The 17,517-nt window shown below is 70.3% G+C and carries 12 protein-coding genes; 8 read left to right on the plus strand and 4 right to left on the minus strand.

Features of this window, described 5'->3' with window-relative positions:
* From U9J66_RS07795 to U9J66_RS07805, 3 genes are all read left to right on the plus strand, one after another.
* Positions 1–675, plus strand: a complete 675-nt coding sequence (locus U9J66_RS07795; RefSeq protein WP_014908179.1) for an amino acid ABC transporter permease — start codon at positions 1–3, stop codon at positions 673–675.
* Positions 672–1,757: an amino acid ABC transporter permease gene (locus tag U9J66_RS07800; RefSeq protein WP_017534206.1), complete on the plus strand. Its 1,086-nt coding sequence runs from the start codon at positions 672–674 to the stop codon at positions 1,755–1,757. The genes U9J66_RS07795 and U9J66_RS07800 overlap by 4 nt, the downstream gene beginning before the upstream one ends.
* A gap of 247 nt (positions 1,758–2,004) precedes the next feature.
* Positions 2,005–4,122, plus strand: a complete 2,118-nt coding sequence (locus U9J66_RS07805; protein ID WP_326337376.1) for a S9 family peptidase — start codon at positions 2,005–2,007, stop codon at positions 4,120–4,122.
* Positions 4,123–4,239: 117 nt separating this feature from the next.
* Here U9J66_RS07805 and U9J66_RS07810 read toward each other — a convergent pair whose 3' ends face one another.
* The 3 genes from U9J66_RS07810 to U9J66_RS07820 form a co-directional block, all read right to left on the minus strand.
* Entirely contained in the window at positions 4,240–4,830 is a 591-nt protein-coding gene (locus tag U9J66_RS07810; protein WP_014910113.1) for a regulatory protein RecX, read from the minus strand.
* Positions 4,823–5,989, minus strand: a complete 1,167-nt coding sequence (gene recA / locus U9J66_RS07815; RefSeq protein ID WP_237449994.1) for a recombinase RecA — start codon at positions 5,987–5,989, stop codon at positions 4,823–4,825. Before recA ends, U9J66_RS07810 begins: the two co-directional genes overlap by 8 nt.
* Before the next feature lie 110 nt (positions 5,990–6,099).
* On the minus strand, positions 6,100–6,294 hold the full coding sequence (locus tag U9J66_RS07820; protein WP_014908780.1) for a DUF3046 domain-containing protein: 195 nt from the start codon (positions 6,292–6,294) through the stop codon (positions 6,100–6,102).
* A gap of 123 nt (positions 6,295–6,417) precedes the next feature.
* Between U9J66_RS07820 and U9J66_RS07825 the strand changes: the two genes are divergently transcribed.
* Positions 6,418–10,935 carry an ATP-dependent helicase gene (locus U9J66_RS07825; protein ID WP_326337377.1) on the plus strand — a complete coding sequence of 1,506 codons (4,518 nt, stop codon included), beginning with the start codon at positions 6,418–6,420 and terminating at the stop codon, positions 10,933–10,935.
* 62 nt (positions 10,936–10,997) lie between these two features.
* Positions 10,998–12,617: a serine/threonine-protein kinase gene (locus tag U9J66_RS07830; protein ID WP_014909455.1), complete on the plus strand. Its 1,620-nt coding sequence runs from the start codon at positions 10,998–11,000 to the stop codon at positions 12,615–12,617.
* A 73-nt stretch (positions 12,618–12,690) separates the two neighbouring features.
* Here the strand turns inward: U9J66_RS07830 and U9J66_RS07835 are convergent, their stop codons facing one another.
* Positions 12,691–13,905, minus strand: coding sequence for an ROK family transcriptional regulator (locus U9J66_RS07835; protein ID WP_326337378.1), 1,215 nt, complete (start codon positions 13,903–13,905; stop codon positions 12,691–12,693).
* Positions 13,906–14,159: 254 nt separating this feature from the next.
* Here U9J66_RS07835 and U9J66_RS07840 point away from each other — a divergent pair, with 254 nt between their 5' ends.
* The 3 genes from U9J66_RS07840 (at position 14,160) to U9J66_RS07850 (ending at position 17,457) form a co-directional block, all read left to right on the plus strand.
* Entirely contained in the window at positions 14,160–15,443 is a 1,284-nt protein-coding gene (locus U9J66_RS07840; RefSeq protein ID WP_326337379.1) for an extracellular solute-binding protein, read from the plus strand.
* Positions 15,444–15,532: 89 nt separating this feature from the next.
* Positions 15,533–16,513, plus strand: a complete 981-nt coding sequence (locus U9J66_RS07845; RefSeq protein ID WP_014910379.1) for a carbohydrate ABC transporter permease — start codon at positions 15,533–15,535, stop codon at positions 16,511–16,513.
* Positions 16,510–17,457 carry a carbohydrate ABC transporter permease gene (locus U9J66_RS07850; protein ID WP_014911970.1) on the plus strand — a complete coding sequence of 316 codons (948 nt, stop codon included), beginning with the start codon at positions 16,510–16,512 and terminating at the stop codon, positions 17,455–17,457. Before U9J66_RS07845 ends, U9J66_RS07850 begins: the two co-directional genes overlap by 4 nt.
* The last annotated feature ends 60 nt before the right edge of the window (positions 17,458–17,517 follow it).

A 17,517-nucleotide genomic window follows, 5' to 3' on the forward strand; every position in this document is an offset into this window, starting at 1 on the left:
ATGGAAGCCTTTCTCAGCAATATCGACAGGGTTGTCGACGGTTTCTCATGGACCGTCCGGCTGACCCTCTTCAGCGCCTTCTTCTCGTTCGTCCTCGGTGTGGTGCTCACCGCGATGCGGGTCTCCCCCGTACCGCTGTTGCGCACGTTGTCCACCGTCTACGTCGAAGGCATCCGTAACAGCCCGCTCACCCTCGTCCTGCTCTTCTGCGGCCTCGGCCTCAACAGCGCGATGGGGTTGAGCCTGGCCGACTCCGTGGCCTGGGACGTGTTCTGGTGGGCCGTCATCGGTCTGTCCGCCTACACCTCCTGCTTCGTCTCCGAATCGCTGCGCGCCGGTATCAACACGATCCCGGTGGGCCAGGTCGAGGCCGCCCGTTCCCTGGGTCTGACCTTCACCCAGAACCTGCGGCTGATCGTCATCCCGCAGGCGCTGCGCACCGTGGTCGGCCCGCTGGGCAGTGTGCTCATCGCTCTGATCAAGAACACGACCGTCGCCTCCGTCGCGGGGTTGGGCGTTCAGGAGGCGTCCCGCCAGATGAAGCTGATGTTCGACCAGGGCATCGCCCCGGTCCTGCCGACCTTCGTCGGCTTCGCGATCGGATTCCTGATCCTGACCCTGCCGACCGGTTACTTCTTCGGCTGGCTCGCCAAGCGTGTGGCGGTGGTCCGATGAGCGCGCAGGCGGTTCTCTTCGACGTCCCGGGCCCCAAGGCCCGGGCCCGCAACAGGATCTACTCGGTCCTCAGCCTGCTCCTGATCGCGAGCGGCCTGGCCGCCATCTACCTGGGTTTCAACCGGACCCTGGTGATGGTGTCCTCTCCGGGCGACCTGACGAACACGGCGATCTGGGCGGTCAACCCGAGCGGCCAGTGGGCCGCCGACCGCTGGGCGCCGTTCATCGACCCCTCCACCTGGACCAACTACGTCCTTCCGGGTCTGATGAACACCCTGACCGCCGCGCTGATCGCCTCGGTGCTCGCGGTGATCTTCGGTCTGGTCTTCGGTATCGGCCGGCTCTCCGACCACTGGTGGATCCGTATCCCGGCCGGGGCCGTCGTGGAGTTCTTCCGCGGCATCCCGCTGCTGATGCTGATCTTCTTCACGATGGCCATCCCCATCGTGATGAACCAGGTGTTCGGTCTGCCGCCGGCCCAGTTCCAGGTGACCGCGCTGGCGGCCGTGGTGACCGGTCTGACCCTGTACAACGGTTCGGTGCTGGCCGAGGTGTTCCGCGCGGGCATCAACGCGGTGCCCAAGGGACAGACCGAGGCCGCGCAGTCCATCGGTATGACCAAGACCCAGACGATGTGGACGATCCTGATCCCTCAGGCCGTCACCTCGATGATGCCCGCGATCGTGGCCCAGCTCGTGGTCCTGCTCAAGGACTCGGCCCTGGGTTACATCATCGCCTTCCCGGAGCTGCTGCGTAACTTCACGCTGGTGGCCACCCGGGAGAACAACGTCATCCCGGCGGCGATCGTCTGCGCGATCATCTACATCGTCATCAACCTGTCGCTGAGCCGTCTGGCGATCTGGTTGGAGCGTCGCAACGCGCGGCGGGGCAAGCCCTCCGCCAAGGCCACCGCCGCCGGCGGGGCCCCGGTCGCCGTGAACGGCGCGGCCGCGACCCCCACCGGTGACGAGGCGGCCGGGGCCGCTCCCTCGGAGCCCCGGAACGAACCGCTCCCCGACACGGAGGAGCGGGACGGACGGGACGACGACGGAACGGACGGCGACGGCTCTCAGAAGAGCTGAGTCCGCCGGAACCGACCTTCCCGAAGGCCCCGGCGAACCACGCTCCGAGCGTGGTTCGCCGGGGCCTTCCCCTATGGGGCGGCCCCTCATCGGGCGTGGCCCCGGGAAGGTCGGGCGTTCCGGTCGCTCACCGGGCCCGTGGCCCGATGCGGCCCCGGAGACCGGTGATCCTGACTGCACAAGGCGGCCTCCCTGGCATTAAGGTCGATATGTCATCTGAAAGCACTCGACCCTTCCTGAGCGGGACATGTCTGAACTGTCGAGCCCCCACGGCTCCTGGCCCTCGCCCATCAGCGCCGGTGACGTCGCCCGAGGAGTGCGCCTTCCCGCCTACCCGTCCGTTCGGGGCGACGAGGTGTGGTGGGAGGAGTACCGCCCGGACGAGGACGGCCGTACGACCCTGATGCGGCGGGACGCGGACGGGACCGTGCACGACCTTCTTCCCCCCTCCTGGAGCGCGGGCACCAGGGTCCACGAGTACGGAGGACGCTCCTACCTCCCGGTCCCCCGCCGTGACGACAAGGCCATCCCCCGAATGGGCGTGGTGTTCTCCGCCCGCGACGACCAGCGTCTGTATCTGCTGGAGCGCGGCGCCAAGGAACCCGTCCCGCTCACCCCCGAACCCGCGACCCGGGCCGCCGTACGCTACGCCGACCCCGCCCTGTCCACGGACGGCAGGCACGTGTTGTGCGTGCGGGAGGAGCACACCGACGGGGAGGTCCGCCGCTCCATCGTCTCGGTCCCCCTGTCCGGTCGAGGCGCCCAGACCCCCTCCGCCGTTCGCGAACTGGTCTCCGGGGCGCGCTTCTACGCCTCCCCTTCCCCCTCCCCCGACGGCCGGCACCTGGCCTACGTGCGTTGGAACCACCCCCGGATGCCCTGGGACGGTACGGAACTGCGCGTGGGAGAGGTGACCGACTCCGGGCTGATCGGGGAGTACACCCTCAAGGGCGGGGTCGACGAGTCCGTCCTCTCCCCCGTCTGGGCCGACGACGAGACCCTGTACCTGGCCTCGGACTGGCCCGGGTTCTGGAACCTCTACCAGGCCGGGCTGAAGGGTCAGGCCATCGCCCTGTACCCGGCCGAGGAGGAGTTCCACGCGCCCCCGGGCCGCCTGGGCTCGCGCTCCTTCTGCGTACTGGACTCGGGACGTCTGGTGACCCTGCACGGGGACGTCTCGATGAGCCCGAGCGTCTACGACCCCGACACTCTGGACCTGACCGGGATCTCCACCGAACTCACCTCCTGGTCGCAGGTGGACACCGACGGGACGAGCGTGGTGGCCGTGGCCGCCTCCGCCGACACCTCCCCCTGCGTCGTCCGGCTCGACCCGGAGCGCCGGAGCGTGGAGGTCCTGCGTCGTTCGATGACCGAGGGCCCCGACCCCGCCTACCTGCCGACCCCGATCCAAGAGACTCTCCGCGGACGCTACGGGGCGACCGTGCACGCCAACGTCTACCCTCCCACCCACCCGGACGTCACCACCGAGGGACCGGCCCCCTACGTGGTGTGGGCCCACGGTGGCCCCGTGAGCCACGCGGGTCGGGAACTCGACCTGGTCAAGGCCTACTTCACCAGCCGAGGGATCGGCGTGGTGGACGTGAACTACGGCGGTTCCACCGGGTACGGGCGCTCCTACCGTCGCCGCGTCAACAAGGAGTGGGGCGTCGTGGACGTGGCCGACTGCGAGGCCGCGGCCCGCGCCCTGGTCGAGCGCGGCGTCGCCGACCCCGAACGTCTCGCCATCCGAGGCCCCAGCGCGGGCGGATTCACCGCTCTCTCCGCGGTGACCGGCGACACCTTCGCCTGCGGGGTCTCCTATTTCGGGGTGACCGACCTCCTGGGACTGACCCGGACCACCCACGATTTCGAGTCGCGTTTCCTGGACAGCCTGGTGGGCACCCTCCCCGGCTTCGTCGAGACCTACCGGGAGCGGTCGCCGATCAACCGGGTCGACGAGATCGACGTACCGGTCCTGCTGCTCCAGGGCCTGGACGACCCGGTCGTCACCCCGGACCAGGCCTTCCGCATGGCGACCGGTCTGGGATCGCGCGGCGTACGGCACGCGCTCCTGGAGTTCGAGGGAGAGGCCCACGGGTTCCGCGGCGAGGAGGCGCGCGTGCGCTCCCTGGAGGCGGAACTCGCCTTCTACGGCGAGGTGTTCGGGTTCGAGACGGACGTGCCGTCCCTGGAATTGAGCACCGTCCCGCCCGAGCCCCGGGTCGAGAGGGCCGAGGCGACGACGGACGAGGCTGTGGGTGAGGACGAGGAGGACGATCTCCCCGTCGCGGAACGACTTCCCGAGGTCACCCCGGCCGCCGGGGTCGACGCCGAGACCGGAGAGCCCGCGCGGCCTCGGGAGTGAGGACGTTCGGGCCCGTACGGGCCCGACGAACCGAGGGCATGTGCTCGGTGGCCGCTTCGGCCCGTGTCCACACGGGCCGGGAGCGCTCGGGCCGCCGCGAGGGGTGGAGCGGCCTCCTCACAGGTCCGGGTCGGCGAGGAGGTCGCTCTCCTCGCCCTCGGCCTCCAGTTCCTCGCGGACGAGGCGATAGGACATCCCCGCCGGATATCCCTTGCGGGCCAAAGCCCCCAGGGCACGTCGGATCCGTACCTCCTGGTCGCGCCCCCGGGTGCCGGCCAGTTTCTTACGGGCCAGGGCCCGAGCGGCCTCCCGCTCGTCCTCGTCGTCGATCTCGGCGACCGCCTCCCGTACGGTCTCCTCCTCCACGCCCCGGGTGCGCAGCTCTCTGGACAGAGCACGACGGGACAGACCACGGCTGTGGTGTCGGGAGGAGACCCACCCGCGCGCGAAGGCCGCGTCGTCGATCAGCCCGGCCTCCTCGATCCGGTCGAGGACCCGCGTCACGACCTCCTCCTCGTAGCCCCGACGGTGCAGGGAACGGTCGAGTTGGGCGCGGGTGCGCGGAGAGTGCGTGAGCATACGCAGGACCAGGTTCCGGGCCTTGTTCTCCATGTCCTCTCCGGACGGGCCCGCGGGCCCGTCCGGGGACTCGTCGGCGTTCACCGGATCCCGTCCGGTGCGGTCGGACGACCGTCGCCGCTCAGGCATCCGTCGCGGGCGCCTTCGCGGTCTTGACCGTCGTCTTCTTGGCCGGAGCGGCCTTGGCGGCGCTCTCCTTGGCCGGTTCGGTCTTGACCTCGTTCTCGGGGCCGGAGGCGCTGTCGTCGCCCGAGGGCACGCCCAGCTTCTCCTTGATCTTCTTCTCGACCTCGTTGGACATGTCGACGTTCTCGCGCAGGAACTTGCGGGCGTTCTCCTTGCCCTGTCCCAGCTGGGTGCCCTCGTAGGTGTACCAGGCGCCCGACTTGCGCACGATGCCGTGCTCGACGCCGAGGTCGATCAGGCTGCCCTCACGGGAGACCCCGACACCGTAGAGGATGTCGAACTCGGCCTGCTTGAAGGGCGGCGCGACCTTGTTCTTGACCACCTTGACCCGGGTCCGGTTGCCGACCGCGTCGGTACCGTCCTTGAGGGTCTCGATCCGACGCACGTCCAGACGGACCGAGGCGTAGAACTTGAGCGCACGTCCGCCCGAGGTGGTCTCGGGGGAGCCGAACATGACTCCGACCTTCTCGCGAAGCTGGTTGATGAAGATCGCGGTGGTACCGGTGGAGTTGAGCGCGCCGGCGATCTTGCGCAGCGCCTGCGACATCAGCCGGGCCTGGAGGCCCACGTGGCTGTCGCCCATCTCACCCTCGATCTCGGCCCGGGGCACCAGGGCCGCCACGGAGTCGATGACGATGATGGAGATGGCGCCGGAGCGGATGAGCATGTCGACGATCTCCAGCGCCTGCTCACCGGTGTCGGGCTGGGAGAGGAGGAGGTCGTCGGTGTTGACGCCGATCTTCTTGGCGTACTCGGGGTCCAGGGCGTGCTCGGCGTCGACGAAGGCGGCGATACCGCCCTGTTTCTGGGCGTTGGCCACCGCGTGCAGCGCGACGGTGGTCTTACCGCTCGACTCCGGGCCGTAGATCTCCACGACCCTGCCCTTGGGCAGTCCTCCGATGCCCAGGGCCACGTCCAGCGCGATGGCGCCGGTGGGGATCGCCTCGATCGGCGGGCGGTCGTCGTCGCCCAGGCGCATGACGGAGCCCTTGCCGAACTGCCGCTCGATCTGCGCGAGCGCTGTTTCGAGAGCCTTGTCTCGGTCTCCAGAAGCCACGGGATTCCCCTGTTGGGTCGATGCTTTCTTCTTCATGATGCGCATGACGCTACGCGCTCGGTACGACAATCGCGACGCTCAACGTCCGCTCTCGGTGCACCCACCCTACCCGAACTCCTGTTCGATTCAGGGCCGGCACGCCGTGCCTTCTCCGTTCAGCGGGCCGTCGCGGGGAGGTCGAACGCGTCGCACACGGCACGCCAGACCTCCTTGGCCGCGATCCCGTCGGCCAGGGCACCGTCGACGGTGCGCGAACCGAGCCCCTCGATCACGTAGTCCTTGGCCAGACTGTGCGCGTAGGCCTCGCCGAACTGCTCGTACATGTTGTTCCAGAAAACGGTGAGTCTCATCGGCCCCAGTATGGGTGATCGCCGCCCCCTCATGGAGGTCGTCCACAGGACGGATCGCGTCGCTTCGGGAGGCGGGCGTGTCCTCGCCCCCGTTCCGTCACCGGTCTTGGGCAGACTGACCGGATGACCGATGTGACCGATCCCCTGGCACCCTTCGGCCCGGCGACGCGGACCTGGTTCGAACGGGCCTTCCCCTCCGGCCCCACCCCGGCCCAGGCCGAGGCCTGGGCCTCGGTGTCCCGAGGCCTGGACACCCTGGTGGTGGCCCCCACCGGTTCGGGGAAGACCCTGTCGGCCTTCCTGTGGGCCCTGGACCGGCTGTCGCACACCCCTGTGCCGGAGGAGCGTTCTCACCGGTGCCGGGTGGTGTACGTGTCCCCGCTGAAGGCCTTGGCCGTGGACGTGGAGCGCAACCTGCGCCGCCCCTTGGCCGGGATCGCGGAGGAGGCCGAGGCGTCGGGCGAGTCGTTGTCCCCGGTGACCGTGGGCGTCCGCACCGGGGACACCCCCGCCCGGGAGCGCCGCGCGTTGGCCTCGCGCCCGCCGGACGTCCTGATCACCACGCCCGAGTCCCTGTTCCTGGTGCTGACCTCCAAGGCCCGGGAGGGGTTGGCGGGGGTGGAGACGGTCATCGTCGACGAGGTGCACGCGCTCGCCGGGACCAAGCGAGGGGCCCACTTGGCGTTGAGTCTGGAGCGGCTGGGCGCCTTGACGGAACGTCGTCCCCTGCGGATCGGTCTGTCGGCCACGGTCCGCCCCCGTGAGGCCGTGGCCGGGTATCTGGGCGGGGCACGGATCGTCGCCCCGCCGGACACTCCGAGGATGGAGCTGAGGGTGGAGGCCCCGGTCCCGGATCTGGACGAGCCGGGCGGCCCGCCCTCCCCGTCCGAGGGGGCGACGTCCGACGCCGGGGCACGAGGGTCGGTATGGCCGCACGTGGAGCGCCGGGTGCTGGACCTGGTGGAGGCGCACCGCTCCACCATCGTGTTCACGAACGGCCGCCGCTCCGCCGAGAGACTGTGCGCCCGCGTCAACGACCTGTACGCCGAACGCGTCGGCGCGACCCTGCCCGTCGAGGAGGTCGCCGCGCTGGTCTCCGGACAGTCGGGGCAGGGCCGGGGAGGAGAGGCCGTCATCGCCAGGGCCCACCACGGGTCGATGTCCAAGGCCGAGCGGGCACGGATCGAGGACGACCTCAAGGCGGGCCGGCTGCGCTGCGTGGTGGCCACCTCCAGTCTGGAACTGGGGGTGGACATGGGCGCCGTCGACCTGGTGGTGCAGGTGGGCGCTCCCCCGTCGGTGGCGAGCGGTCTGCAACGGGTGGGGCGCGCCGGCCACCACGTGGGCGAGGTGTCGCGCGGGGTGTTCCTGCCCACCCATCGAGGCGATCTGTTGGCCTCCGCCGTGATCGCCGGTCGGATGCGCGAGGGCGGGATCGAACGCCTGGAGGTGCCGCGCGATCCGTTGGACGTGCTGGCGCAGCAGATCGTGTCCATGGTGGCGATGGACGACTGGACGGTGACGGATCTGGCGGCGTTGGTACGCCGGGCCTCTCCGTACGCGGACCTGTCCGATCGGGTTCTGGACGCGGTGCTGGACATGGTGTCGGGGCGTTACCCGTCGGACGAGTTCGCCGAGCTGCGCCCCCGTCTGGTGTGGGACCGGGAGGAGGGGATCCTGCGGGCCCGCCCGGGGGCCCAGCGACTGGCCGTGATCGGCGGCGGGACGATCCCGGACCGGGGGCTGTACGGGGTGCACCTGGCATCGGACGGGTCGGGAGGGGCTCCCACCAGGGTGGGCGAGCTGGACGAGGAGATGGTGTACGAGTCGCGGGTGGGCGACGTGTTCGTCCTGGGTTCGTCCTCCTGGCGGATCGAGGCGATCACCGCCGACCGGGTCCTGGTCTCTCCGGCGCCGGGGCGACCGGGGCGGCTGCCGTTCTGGAAGGCCGACACCACGGGGCGTCCCGCCGAGCTGGGCCGCGCGGTGGGGGCTCTCGCGCGTGAGCTGGGTTCCCGGTCGGAGGAGGATGCGCTGACGCTGGCCGGTGAGAGCGGGGCGGGCCCCTGGGCCGCGGAGAACCTCGTGGCCTACGTGGCCGAACAGCGCGAGGCCACGGGCGAGGTCCCCGACGATCGCACGGTGGTGATCGAACGCTTCCAGGATCAGGTGGGCGATTGGCGCGCGGTGGTGCACTCCCCCTGGGGCGCCCGGGTGAACGGGCCGTGGGCGATGGCGATCGCCGCCGGGCTCCGGGAACGGTTCGGAATCGACGCGCGGGTGGTCCACGGTGACGACGGGATCGTGCTGAGCCTTCCGGACGTGGCCGAGGGCGGGATCGGCCGTCTCGGCGAGCTGGTGGACCTGGTGTCCCTGGACCCGGAGACGGTGGAGGGGACCGTCGCCGAGGAGCTCACCGGGTCGGCGCTGTTCGCCTCCCGGTTCCGCGAGTGCGCGGCGCGGGCCCTGTTGTTGCCCAGGCAGAGGCCGGACCGTCGGATGCCCTTGTGGCAGCAGAGGTTGCGGGCCGGGCATCTCCTGTCGGTGGCGGGACGGTACGGATCGTTCCCGATCGTGTTGGAGACGGTCCGCGAGTGCCTGCGCGACGTGTTCGACGTACCGGCGTTGACGGAGCTGTTGACCGACCTCCGGGCGCGACGGATCCGTGTGGTGGAGGTGCGCACCCCGCGGGCCTCTCCTTTCGCCCGGACGTTGTTGATGGAGTACACGGCCGCGTTCCTGTACGAGGGGGACGCCCCCGCGGCGGAGGCGCGGGCCCAGGCGCTCACCCTGGATCCGTCGTTGCTGCGGGACCTGTTGGGCGGCGCGGATCTGCGGGAGCTGTTGGACCCCGAGGTCGTGGAACGCATCGACGGTCTGTTGCAGCGGACCGCCGCCCCGGTGCGGGACGAGGAGGGGACGGCCGACCTGCTGCGCGAGGTCGGACCGTTGAGCGACGAGGAGGCCGAGGCCCGAGGGGTCCGCCGGGAGTGGCTGCTCGATCTGGAACGGGCCGGACGCGCGGTGCGCGCGAGGGTGGCCGGGGTGGAGCGCTGGTGCGCGGTGGAGGACGTGGCCCGTCTGCGCGACGCCTTGGGAGTCCCACCGCCTCCGGGGGTGCCCGAGGCGTTCCTGGAGCCGGTGGAGGCCCCGCTGCTCGACCTGGTCTCCCGGTACGCGCGCACGCACGGACCGTTCACCGTGGAGGAGGCGGCGTCCCGGCTCGGGGCGGAGGACGGCGTGGTGGAGGAGGCCCTTCGGACCCTGGAGGATCGGGGTCGGCTGTCCCGGGGCGGGTTCCGGCCCGGCGGTTCGGGGACCGAATGGTGCGAGGTCGACGTGCTGCGCCGGTTGCGGCGCGGGTCGATCGAACGGTTGCGTCGCGAGGTGGAGCCGGTCGCGCCCGAGGCGTTGGCGACGTTCGTCCCACTGTGGCAGCGGGCCGCTCCGGGCGAGCGGTCACGCGGTCCGGACGCGGTGTTCGAAGCGGTGGAGTCGCTGAGGGGGACCCCTCTGGTGGCGTCGAGCCTGGAGTCCCTGGTGCTGCCCGCCCGTGTGGAGGGGTACGTCCCGGCGGAGTTGGACGCCCTGACCCAGGCGGGAGAGGTGCTCTGGGCCGGCGCGGGGTCGTTGCCGGGCGGGGACGGGCGGCTGATGCTGTTTCCCGCCGAGGACGCCCCGTCGCTGACGCCCGAACCCGTCCCGCCGGAGGAGGGGTCGATGACGGCGACCGTCCTGGAGGTCCTGCGGGGCTCGGGGGCCCTGTTCTTCCGGGACGTCGCCGACCGCGCCGCCCGTGCGTCGGGGGGTGCGTCGGTCTCCGACGCCGACCTGGTGGCGGCCTTGTGGGAGCTGGTGTGGGCCGGATGGGTCACCAACGACACCCTGGCCCCGCTGCGCGCGTCGTCGGGTTCGGGCCCCGTGCCGAGGCGTTCGTCCTCGCGCGGGCGTCGACGTCCGACGTTGCCGACCCGTTCGGGCCCTCCCACCGTGGCCGGGCGTTGGTCGTTGCTGCCCGCCCCCGACCCGGACCCGACCCGGCGCGTACTGGCACGGGTGGAGTCCCGGCTGGAACGCGACGGTGTGCTGGTCAAGGGGCGGCAGGGCCAGGGGTTCACTTCGGACGAGTATCGGGTGCTGCGCTCCCTGGAGGAGGCGGGCCGGGTCCGTCGGGGGTACTTCGTGAAGGGTCTGGGCGGGGCCCAGTTCGCCCTTCCCGGAGCGGTGGACCGGCTGCGCGCCTCGTCCCGCGAGGCGTCGGACGGGGCGTTGGATCCCGTGGTGCTGGCCGCCTCGGACCCGGCGAACCCGTTCGGCGCCGCACTGCCCTGGCCCGAGGCCGCCCGGAGCGGGGAGGGCGGCCGTCCGGGGCGCAGCGCGGGGGCCGTGGTGGTGATCGACGGAGGTCGGCCCACCCTGTACCTGGCGAAGGGCGGGCGGACGGCCACGACGTTCGGGGCCTCTCCCGAGGCGTTGGTCCGGGCGACCCGAGCGGTGGCCGGGCTGATCGGCGAGGGCTCGCTGGAGTCGTTGACGGTGGAGCGTGCCGACGGCGGGGAGGTGTTCGGCACCCCGTTGGACGCCGCTCTGGTGGCGGCGGGTTTCCACGTCACCCCCAAGGGGCTGCGGATACGGCGTTGATCGTCGAGGTGGGCCGGGCTCCGGAGGAACGACCCGAAGGTCCTGTTTGAGAGAATGGGCCCATGACCCCCACAGATCCCTTCGATCCCCGGCGTCCGACCGAGGACCTCTCCCGCTCCGGGCGGCAGAGGTTCACCGACCGTTACGAGATCCGTGACGAGCTCGGCAGCGGCGCCATGGGCACGGTGTGGCGTGCCCACGACACCCGGCTGGACCGCGAGGTGGCGATCAAGGAGGTCCACCTCCCCGACGGCATGCCCCCTCGTGAGCGTGAACGCGCCCGGGCCCGCATGATCCGCGAGGCCAGGGCCGCCGCCCGCGTCCCCCACCCCTCGGTGGTGACCGTGCACGACGTGCTGGAGGTGGACGGGGTCCCCTTCATCGTCATGGAGCTGCTGTCGGGCGAGTCTCTGCGCGACCGTCTGGCGCGGTCGGGTCCTCTGTCCGAGACCGAGGTCGAGCGGATGGCCCGCCCCTTGTTGGGCGCGCTGTGGGCGGCCCACCGGGTGGGGGTGGTCCACCGCGACGTCAAGCCCGCCAACATCATGCTGGTCGACGGCGGGACCCGCCCCGTGCTGACCGACTTCGGCATCGCCAACCTGCCCGACCACGGCGGGACCGCTCTGACCGGGACGGGGACCGTGCTGGGGACCGCCGCCTACGCGGCGCCCGAACGGTTGGAGGACGAGGACGCCGGTCCGATCTCGGACCTGTGGAGTCTGGGCGCCACCCTGTTCGCCGCGCTGGCCGGAGAGTCGCCCTTCAAACGGGAGACTCTCACCTCGACGCTCACGGCCGTACTGACCATGCCGATTCCACCGCCGCCCGCCCGGGGGCGATTGTCGGAGGTGGTCTCCGGTCTCCTGGCCCGTGACCCCCGTGCGCGTCTGGTGCCCGAGCGGGCGCTGGCCCTGCTCGACTCCCCCGCCCCGAGCACGTCGCCGACGCCGGTGCCGCCGCCTCCGAGCGGGCGCCGTGACCTCCGGGCCCCGTTGTGGATCGGTTCCGTGGCCCTCGTGCTGCTCTCCCTGGGCGGCCTCACGGCCTGGAGCCTGCTCCCCGATCGGGAGGCGGAGGGCGAGGCCGCCGTCGACGTCTCGGACGTGGAGAGCCCCTCCCCCACCCCGTCGGCTTCGGAGGAGGTGGGCACGGTGTCGCGTGAGGACGTCCCCGAGGGGTTCGTCCGGTTCCGGGACCGGAGGGTGGAACTGCTCGTCCCCGAGGACTGGGAGGCACGGGAGGCCGAGCAGGAGGGCGCCTCGGGGAACACCCGACTGGCGGGGTACGAGTTCGACACCGGGGTGGAGACGGGCACGGCGACCGTCCTCGTCAACCGCTACGACCTTCCCCTCTACGACGCGGAGGCCGCCGTGCTCCGTATGGAGGAACTGCTCGAGGGGGACGATTCCTTCGACGAGGTCGAACGATTGGCGCTGGACGTGACCCCCGAGCGGGACGGTGTCGACAGCGCCGTCTACGAGGTGCTCTTCCGCCACGAGGAACGTGAGGTCCCGGAGCGCTGGATGTTCACCCGGGAGATGACCCGACACGGCGGGAGCATGTCCTACAGGGTCAGCCTCAACTTCCCCGCGGAGCTGCGCGAGGAGTACCGGGACGACTTCGAGGTCGTGCTGGACTCCTTCACGCCCCTCACCGACGACGAGGGCGACGAGACCGAGTAGACGCACGACCGCGCCCCGGCGGGTGAGGAGGGCCGGGGCGCGGGAACGTCGTGGATCCTTCGGTTCGCTCCTCTCAGACGGTGGAGGAGAAGACCTCTTCACGGGCGTGCTCCAGGCCGTGCAGCAGGGCGCCGCGCACCACCGGACTGCCCTGGACCGACCCCAGGGCCACCTCGGGGGTGTTGGGGGCTATACGGGCGGTGGCGGCCTGGACCCGTTCGGCGAGCTTGGCGCCACCGGCCATGGCCACGTCCCCGCCGAGGACGACCAGGCCCGGGTCGATGATCACGCTGACGGCGGCCACACCTCGGGCGAGCCGTTCGGCGAAGGCGTCGAGGAAGGCGTCGCCCTCGGGGCTGTCGGAGGCCGCGGCCCGCGCCACCACCTCGGTGACGTCGTTCCCGGTGAACCCGTGCTCCGCGGCGAGCCGGACCACCTGCTTGGCCTTGACCAGGGCCTGGAAGCCGTGCGGGAGGTCGCGGTCGCCCGCCTCCTGAAGCGACTCGTATCCGCCGGTCAGGCCCACGTCGCTCGGCATGGGGGCGCCGGGAACGGGCAGGTAGCCGATCTCTCCGGCACCGCCGGAACGGCCGCGGTGGATACGGCCGTCGATCATCATGGACATGCCGACGCCGCCGGCGGCGCTGAGCCAGATGAGCACGAACTCGTCGTAGCCGACGGCGGCGCCCTCGGAGTGCTCGGCCAGGGCGGCCAGGTTGACGTCGTTCTCCAGCATGACCGAGCGGGCGAGGTCGGTCCTGAGGGTCTCCAGTATCCCCTCGTGCCAGGACATGAGGTCGAAGGAGAAGCGGATGTCGCCGGTGCGGGGGTCGACGACGCCGGGGGTGCCGATGACGCAGGCGCGGACCTTGTCGAGGGGGACCTTGGCGGAATCGACCAGACGCATCACCGCGGTGTGGACGAGGGAGACGGGGTCGTCGGAGGTCGTGGGGTCGACCGAGACGTCACTGATGATGCGGCCGGTGATGTCGGCGATGGTGGCGGTGACCCGACTCGCGCTCACGTCGAGGACGGCCACATAGGCGCTTTCGGGGACGACCGCGTAGAGGGCCGCGTTGGGTCCGCGTCCGCCCGCCCGGCTGCCCACGACCCGGACGAGGTCGCGTTCCTCCAGACGGGCGAGGAGTTGGGAGGCGGTCACCTTGGACAGCCCCGTCCTCGTACCGAGTTGAGTCCTGGTCAAAGGTCCGCCGGACAGCAGTAGTTCCAGCGCCGCTCGATCATTGAGCTGGCGCAGCAGCCGGGGAGTCCCCGGACGTTGAGACATAACCGTGACACCTCACCCTGTTTTTATTAGGAAAGTTTCCTGTTAATTTAACTCACAACCTCACAGGAGGTCACGTCCCGGCAGGTCCGTGATGGTTTCGGACCCCGGTTCCCGCGCCGGCGGGGCGATCAGGAAGTGCTGTCCCAGCACACCCCCAACCAGTTGTCGAGGCACTCGGATCCGTCCATGATCCCAGGCCGCCTCGAGCACAGGCGCCGGACTCCGGCGCGACGTGCGAAGGGAGATAGGTTCACATGAGGTTTCCCAAGATCGCCCTGGCCTCGGCCGTGGTGATGCTGGCGGCCGCCTGCGGCGGAGGTTCCGAGGACGGAGGGTCCGGAGGGGCACCCGACAGCCTGACCGTGTGGGTCATGGGCACCGCCCAGGACGAGCTGGTCAACTACTTCGACGACGCGGAGAGCCGATTCCAGGATCTCTACCCCGACACCTCGGTCAACGTCGAGTTCATCCCCTGGGGCGACGCCCAGGAGTCCATCACCAACGCCATCGCCGGCGGTGACGCCCCCGACGTCCTGGAGGTCGGCAACGACCAGGTCTCCAGCTGGGCCTCGCAGGGCGCCCTGCTCGACATCGGCGAGTACGTCGACGAGTGGGCCCCCTCCAAGGACATGGACCAGGAGGCCCTGGAGTACGGGACCTACAACGGCGTCCAGTACGGCGTCCCGTGGTTCTCCGGCGTGCGCACCCTGTACTACCGCTCCGATTGGCTCGAGGAGCTCGGTCACGACGCCCCCGAGACCTGGGACGAGCTGCTCGAGGTCTCCCAGGCCATCGAGGAGGAGCACGGCGTTCCCGGATTCGCCGCCCCGACCGACTTCACCAACGGCATCGCCAGCTTCATCTGGGGCAACGGCGGCGAGATCGCGGTGCAGGACGGCGAGGAGTGGACCGGCCGACTGACCGACCCCGCCACCGTCGAGGCCGTGGAGTTCTACGCCGACCTCACCGCCGAGCACGAGATCTCCCCGCAGAGCTACGTCGGCGAGAACGAGCTCGTCCCGCTGGCCGACATGGCCAACAGCCAGGTCGGCATGTACATCGACGGCGGCTGGGCCCTGGGCTCCATGGAGGAGCAGGCCGAGGACCCCGAGGTCCTGGAGAACATCGCCTCCGCCCCGATCCCCGGCGCCGACGGCATCGCCCCGGTCTTCGCCGGCGGTTCCGCCCTGACCGTCTTCGGTCTCACCGAGCACCCGGAGCAGGCCTTCGACCTGCTGGGCGTCCTGGGCGACCAGGAGGGCGGCAAGGCCTACGCCGACGTCGCGGGCTTCTTCCCGGCCTACCCCGAGCTCCTCGAGGCCGACGAGTACCAGAACGACCCCGAGCGCGCCGCGGCCGCCACCAGCATGCAGAACACCCGTTTCTTCCCCAGCACCCCTCGCTGGAACGCCGCCGACCTGGACAACAAGATCCTGCCCGGCGCCGTGCTGGACATCGTCCGGGGCGGAGACCCCGAAGAGGTGTTGGAGGCCGCCAACGAGCAGCTCACCGACATCCTCAACGAGCCGGTCGAGTAACGGCCGCTTCCGTCCTCGCAGAGCCGTGACGGGCGGGCCCGGATCCGAGCCCGCCCGTCACGGGCGACCCCGCCCCGATTGAGAAGACCATGCCGCGAACCGTCGACAAAGCGTCAGCCGCACCGGAAGGTGCCGCGGAGCAGGCCCCACGCTCCAGGTCCCGCCTGATACCCACCCCCTATCTGCTCATCATCCCCTCGGTGATCCTGCTCGCGGTCGTGCTGCTCTGGCCGATCGTGCAGATGGTCTGGTACTCGTTCACCAGCTTCACCACCCGGAACCTGATGCCGAACCAGCCGGGCCCGGAGTGGAACGGCTTCGGCCACTACCAGACGTTGCTCACCGACGGCGACTTCTGGACGATCCTGCGCAACACGGTCGTCGTCTGTGTGCTCATGGTCGGCATCACGATGATCCTGGGCACCCTCATCGGGATCCTGCTGCACAAGCTGCCCAAGTGGTTCTCGGCCATCGTGGCCATCGGCATGATGCTGGCCTGGTCCACCCCGGCGCTGAGCGCCTCCCTGGTCTTCCGCTGGCTCTTCCTGCCCGAACGCGGTCTGGTCAACGTCACCCTCGACCGCCTCCCGAACTGGCTGGTCGGCGACGGATGGCTCCAGTACAACTGGTTCCTCGAGCCCCTGCCCCTGTTCACGATCCTCATCTCGGTGATCGTCTGGCAGTCGTTCCCGTTCGTCGCGGTGTCGGTACTGGCCGGTCTCAAGAGCATCCCGTCGGAGCTGTACGAGGCCGCGCGGATGGACGGCGCGAACGCCTGGAAGGCGTTCTGGAACGTCACCTTCCCCATGCTGCGTCCGCTGTTCGCCCTGCTGCTGGTCCTCCAGATCATCTGGGACCTGCGCGTGTTCACCCAGCTCTACATCCTGGCGAACAGCTTCCAGAACAAGGACGTCTACCTGCTCTCGTACTACATCTACCAGCAGGGATTCACGGCCAGCCCCGCCAACTACGGCATGGGGTCGGCGATCGCCGTGGTCATGACCGTCATGATCCTCGCCGTCACCGCGTACTACCTGCGCATCATGATCCGCCAGGGGGAGACCCGATGAGCGCCGTCGACAAGACCACCCGGACCGCCTCGGCCGCCTCCAAGGGTTCCCAGGGCACCGGGAGGACCTACCGTCGCAGCCCGCTGCGACGTCTGCGCGACCTTCCCCTGTACGTGGCGGGCATCGCCGTCTTCGTCTTCTCGGTCTTCCCCGTCTACTGGATGGTCGCCACGGCCTTCAAGCCGACGGGCGAGATCTTCACCCGCGACCAGAGCCTGATCCCCCAGGCGCCCACCCTCGCCCACTTCGACCGGGTGATCAACGGCCAGTTGATCCCCGGGGTGAACTTCGGAACCTTCCTCACCAACAGCCTGCTGGTGACCCTGGGCGCGGTCGCGATGGGAGCGTTCTTCTCCCTCCTGGCGGCGGTGGCCGTCGCCAGGTTCCGCTTCAAGCTGCGCTCCGCCTTCATCATGCTGCTCATCGTCATCCAGATGGTGCCGATGGAGGCGATGATCATCTCGATCTTCATCAACTTCCGCTCCCTGTCGGAGGCCACCGGAATCCAGCTCCTCGGCAACCTCACCGGCCTGCTGGTGGTGTACACGGCGGTGTCCCTGCCGATCACCATCCTGATGCTGCGGGGGTTCGTCGCCGCCGTTCCCAAGGAGTTGGAGGAGGCGGCCGCCATCGACGGGGCCGGCAGCTGGACGATCTTCTGGCGGATCCTGATGCCGCTGGTCGCGCCGGGCCTGGTGGCCGCGAGCATCTTCGCCTTCATCACGGCCTGGAACGAGTTCATCGTCGCCCTGACCTTCCTGGGGCGGAGCACCGACAACTACACGCTGCCGCTGACCCTGTCCTACTACTTCGGACGCTTCGGCACCGAGTGGGGTCCGATCATGGCCGCGTCGACCCTGTTGACCATCCCCGTGATGATCTTCTTCCTCTTCGTCCAGCGCCGCATGGTCTCCGGTCTGACCATGGGCGCGGTCAAGGGCTGACCCTCGCCTCCCCGGGGCGGCGTGACCGTACCGCCCCGGGCCACCGCCTTCACGCCTACC

It is taken from the genome of Nocardiopsis sp. LDBS1602, from assembly GCF_035818715.1.
Taxonomy (GTDB): domain Bacteria; phylum Actinomycetota; class Actinomycetes; order Streptosporangiales; family Streptosporangiaceae; genus Nocardiopsis; species Nocardiopsis alba.

What these genes read in the sequence shown, in the direction of transcription:
- U9J66_RS07850 (WP_014911970.1), top strand. Translation starts at nt 16,510, where the DNA reads ATGAGCGCCGTCGACAAGACCACCCGGACCGCCTCGGCCGCCTCCAAG.
- U9J66_RS07845 (WP_014910379.1), top strand. Translation starts at nt 15,533, where the DNA reads ATGCCGCGAACCGTCGACAAAGCGTCAGCCGCACCGGAAGGTGCCGCG.
- U9J66_RS07800 (WP_017534206.1), top strand. Translation starts at nt 672, where the DNA reads ATGAGCGCGCAGGCGGTTCTCTTCGACGTCCCGGGCCCCAAGGCCCGG.
- U9J66_RS07810 (WP_014910113.1), bottom strand. Translation starts at nt 4,830, where the DNA reads ATGCCTGAGCGGCGACGGTCGTCCGACCGCACCGGACGGGATCCGGTG.
- U9J66_RS07830 (WP_014909455.1), top strand. Translation starts at nt 10,998, where the DNA reads ATGACCCCCACAGATCCCTTCGATCCCCGGCGTCCGACCGAGGACCTC.
- U9J66_RS07825 (WP_326337377.1), top strand. Translation starts at nt 6,418, where the DNA reads ATGACCGATGTGACCGATCCCCTGGCACCCTTCGGCCCGGCGACGCGG.
- U9J66_RS07795 (WP_014908179.1), top strand. Translation starts at nt 1, where the DNA reads ATGGAAGCCTTTCTCAGCAATATCGACAGGGTTGTCGACGGTTTCTCA.
- U9J66_RS07835 (WP_326337378.1), bottom strand. Translation starts at nt 13,905, where the DNA reads ATGTCTCAACGTCCGGGGACTCCCCGGCTGCTGCGCCAGCTCAATGAT.
- U9J66_RS07840 (WP_326337379.1), top strand. Translation starts at nt 14,160, where the DNA reads ATGAGGTTTCCCAAGATCGCCCTGGCCTCGGCCGTGGTGATGCTGGCG.
- U9J66_RS07820 (WP_014908780.1), bottom strand. Translation starts at nt 6,294, where the DNA reads ATGAGACTCACCGTTTTCTGGAACAACATGTACGAGCAGTTCGGCGAG.
- U9J66_RS07805 (WP_326337376.1), top strand. Translation starts at nt 2,005, where the DNA reads ATGTCTGAACTGTCGAGCCCCCACGGCTCCTGGCCCTCGCCCATCAGC.
- recA (WP_237449994.1), bottom strand. Translation starts at nt 5,989, where the DNA reads ATGCGCATCATGAAGAAGAAAGCATCGACCCAACAGGGGAATCCCGTG.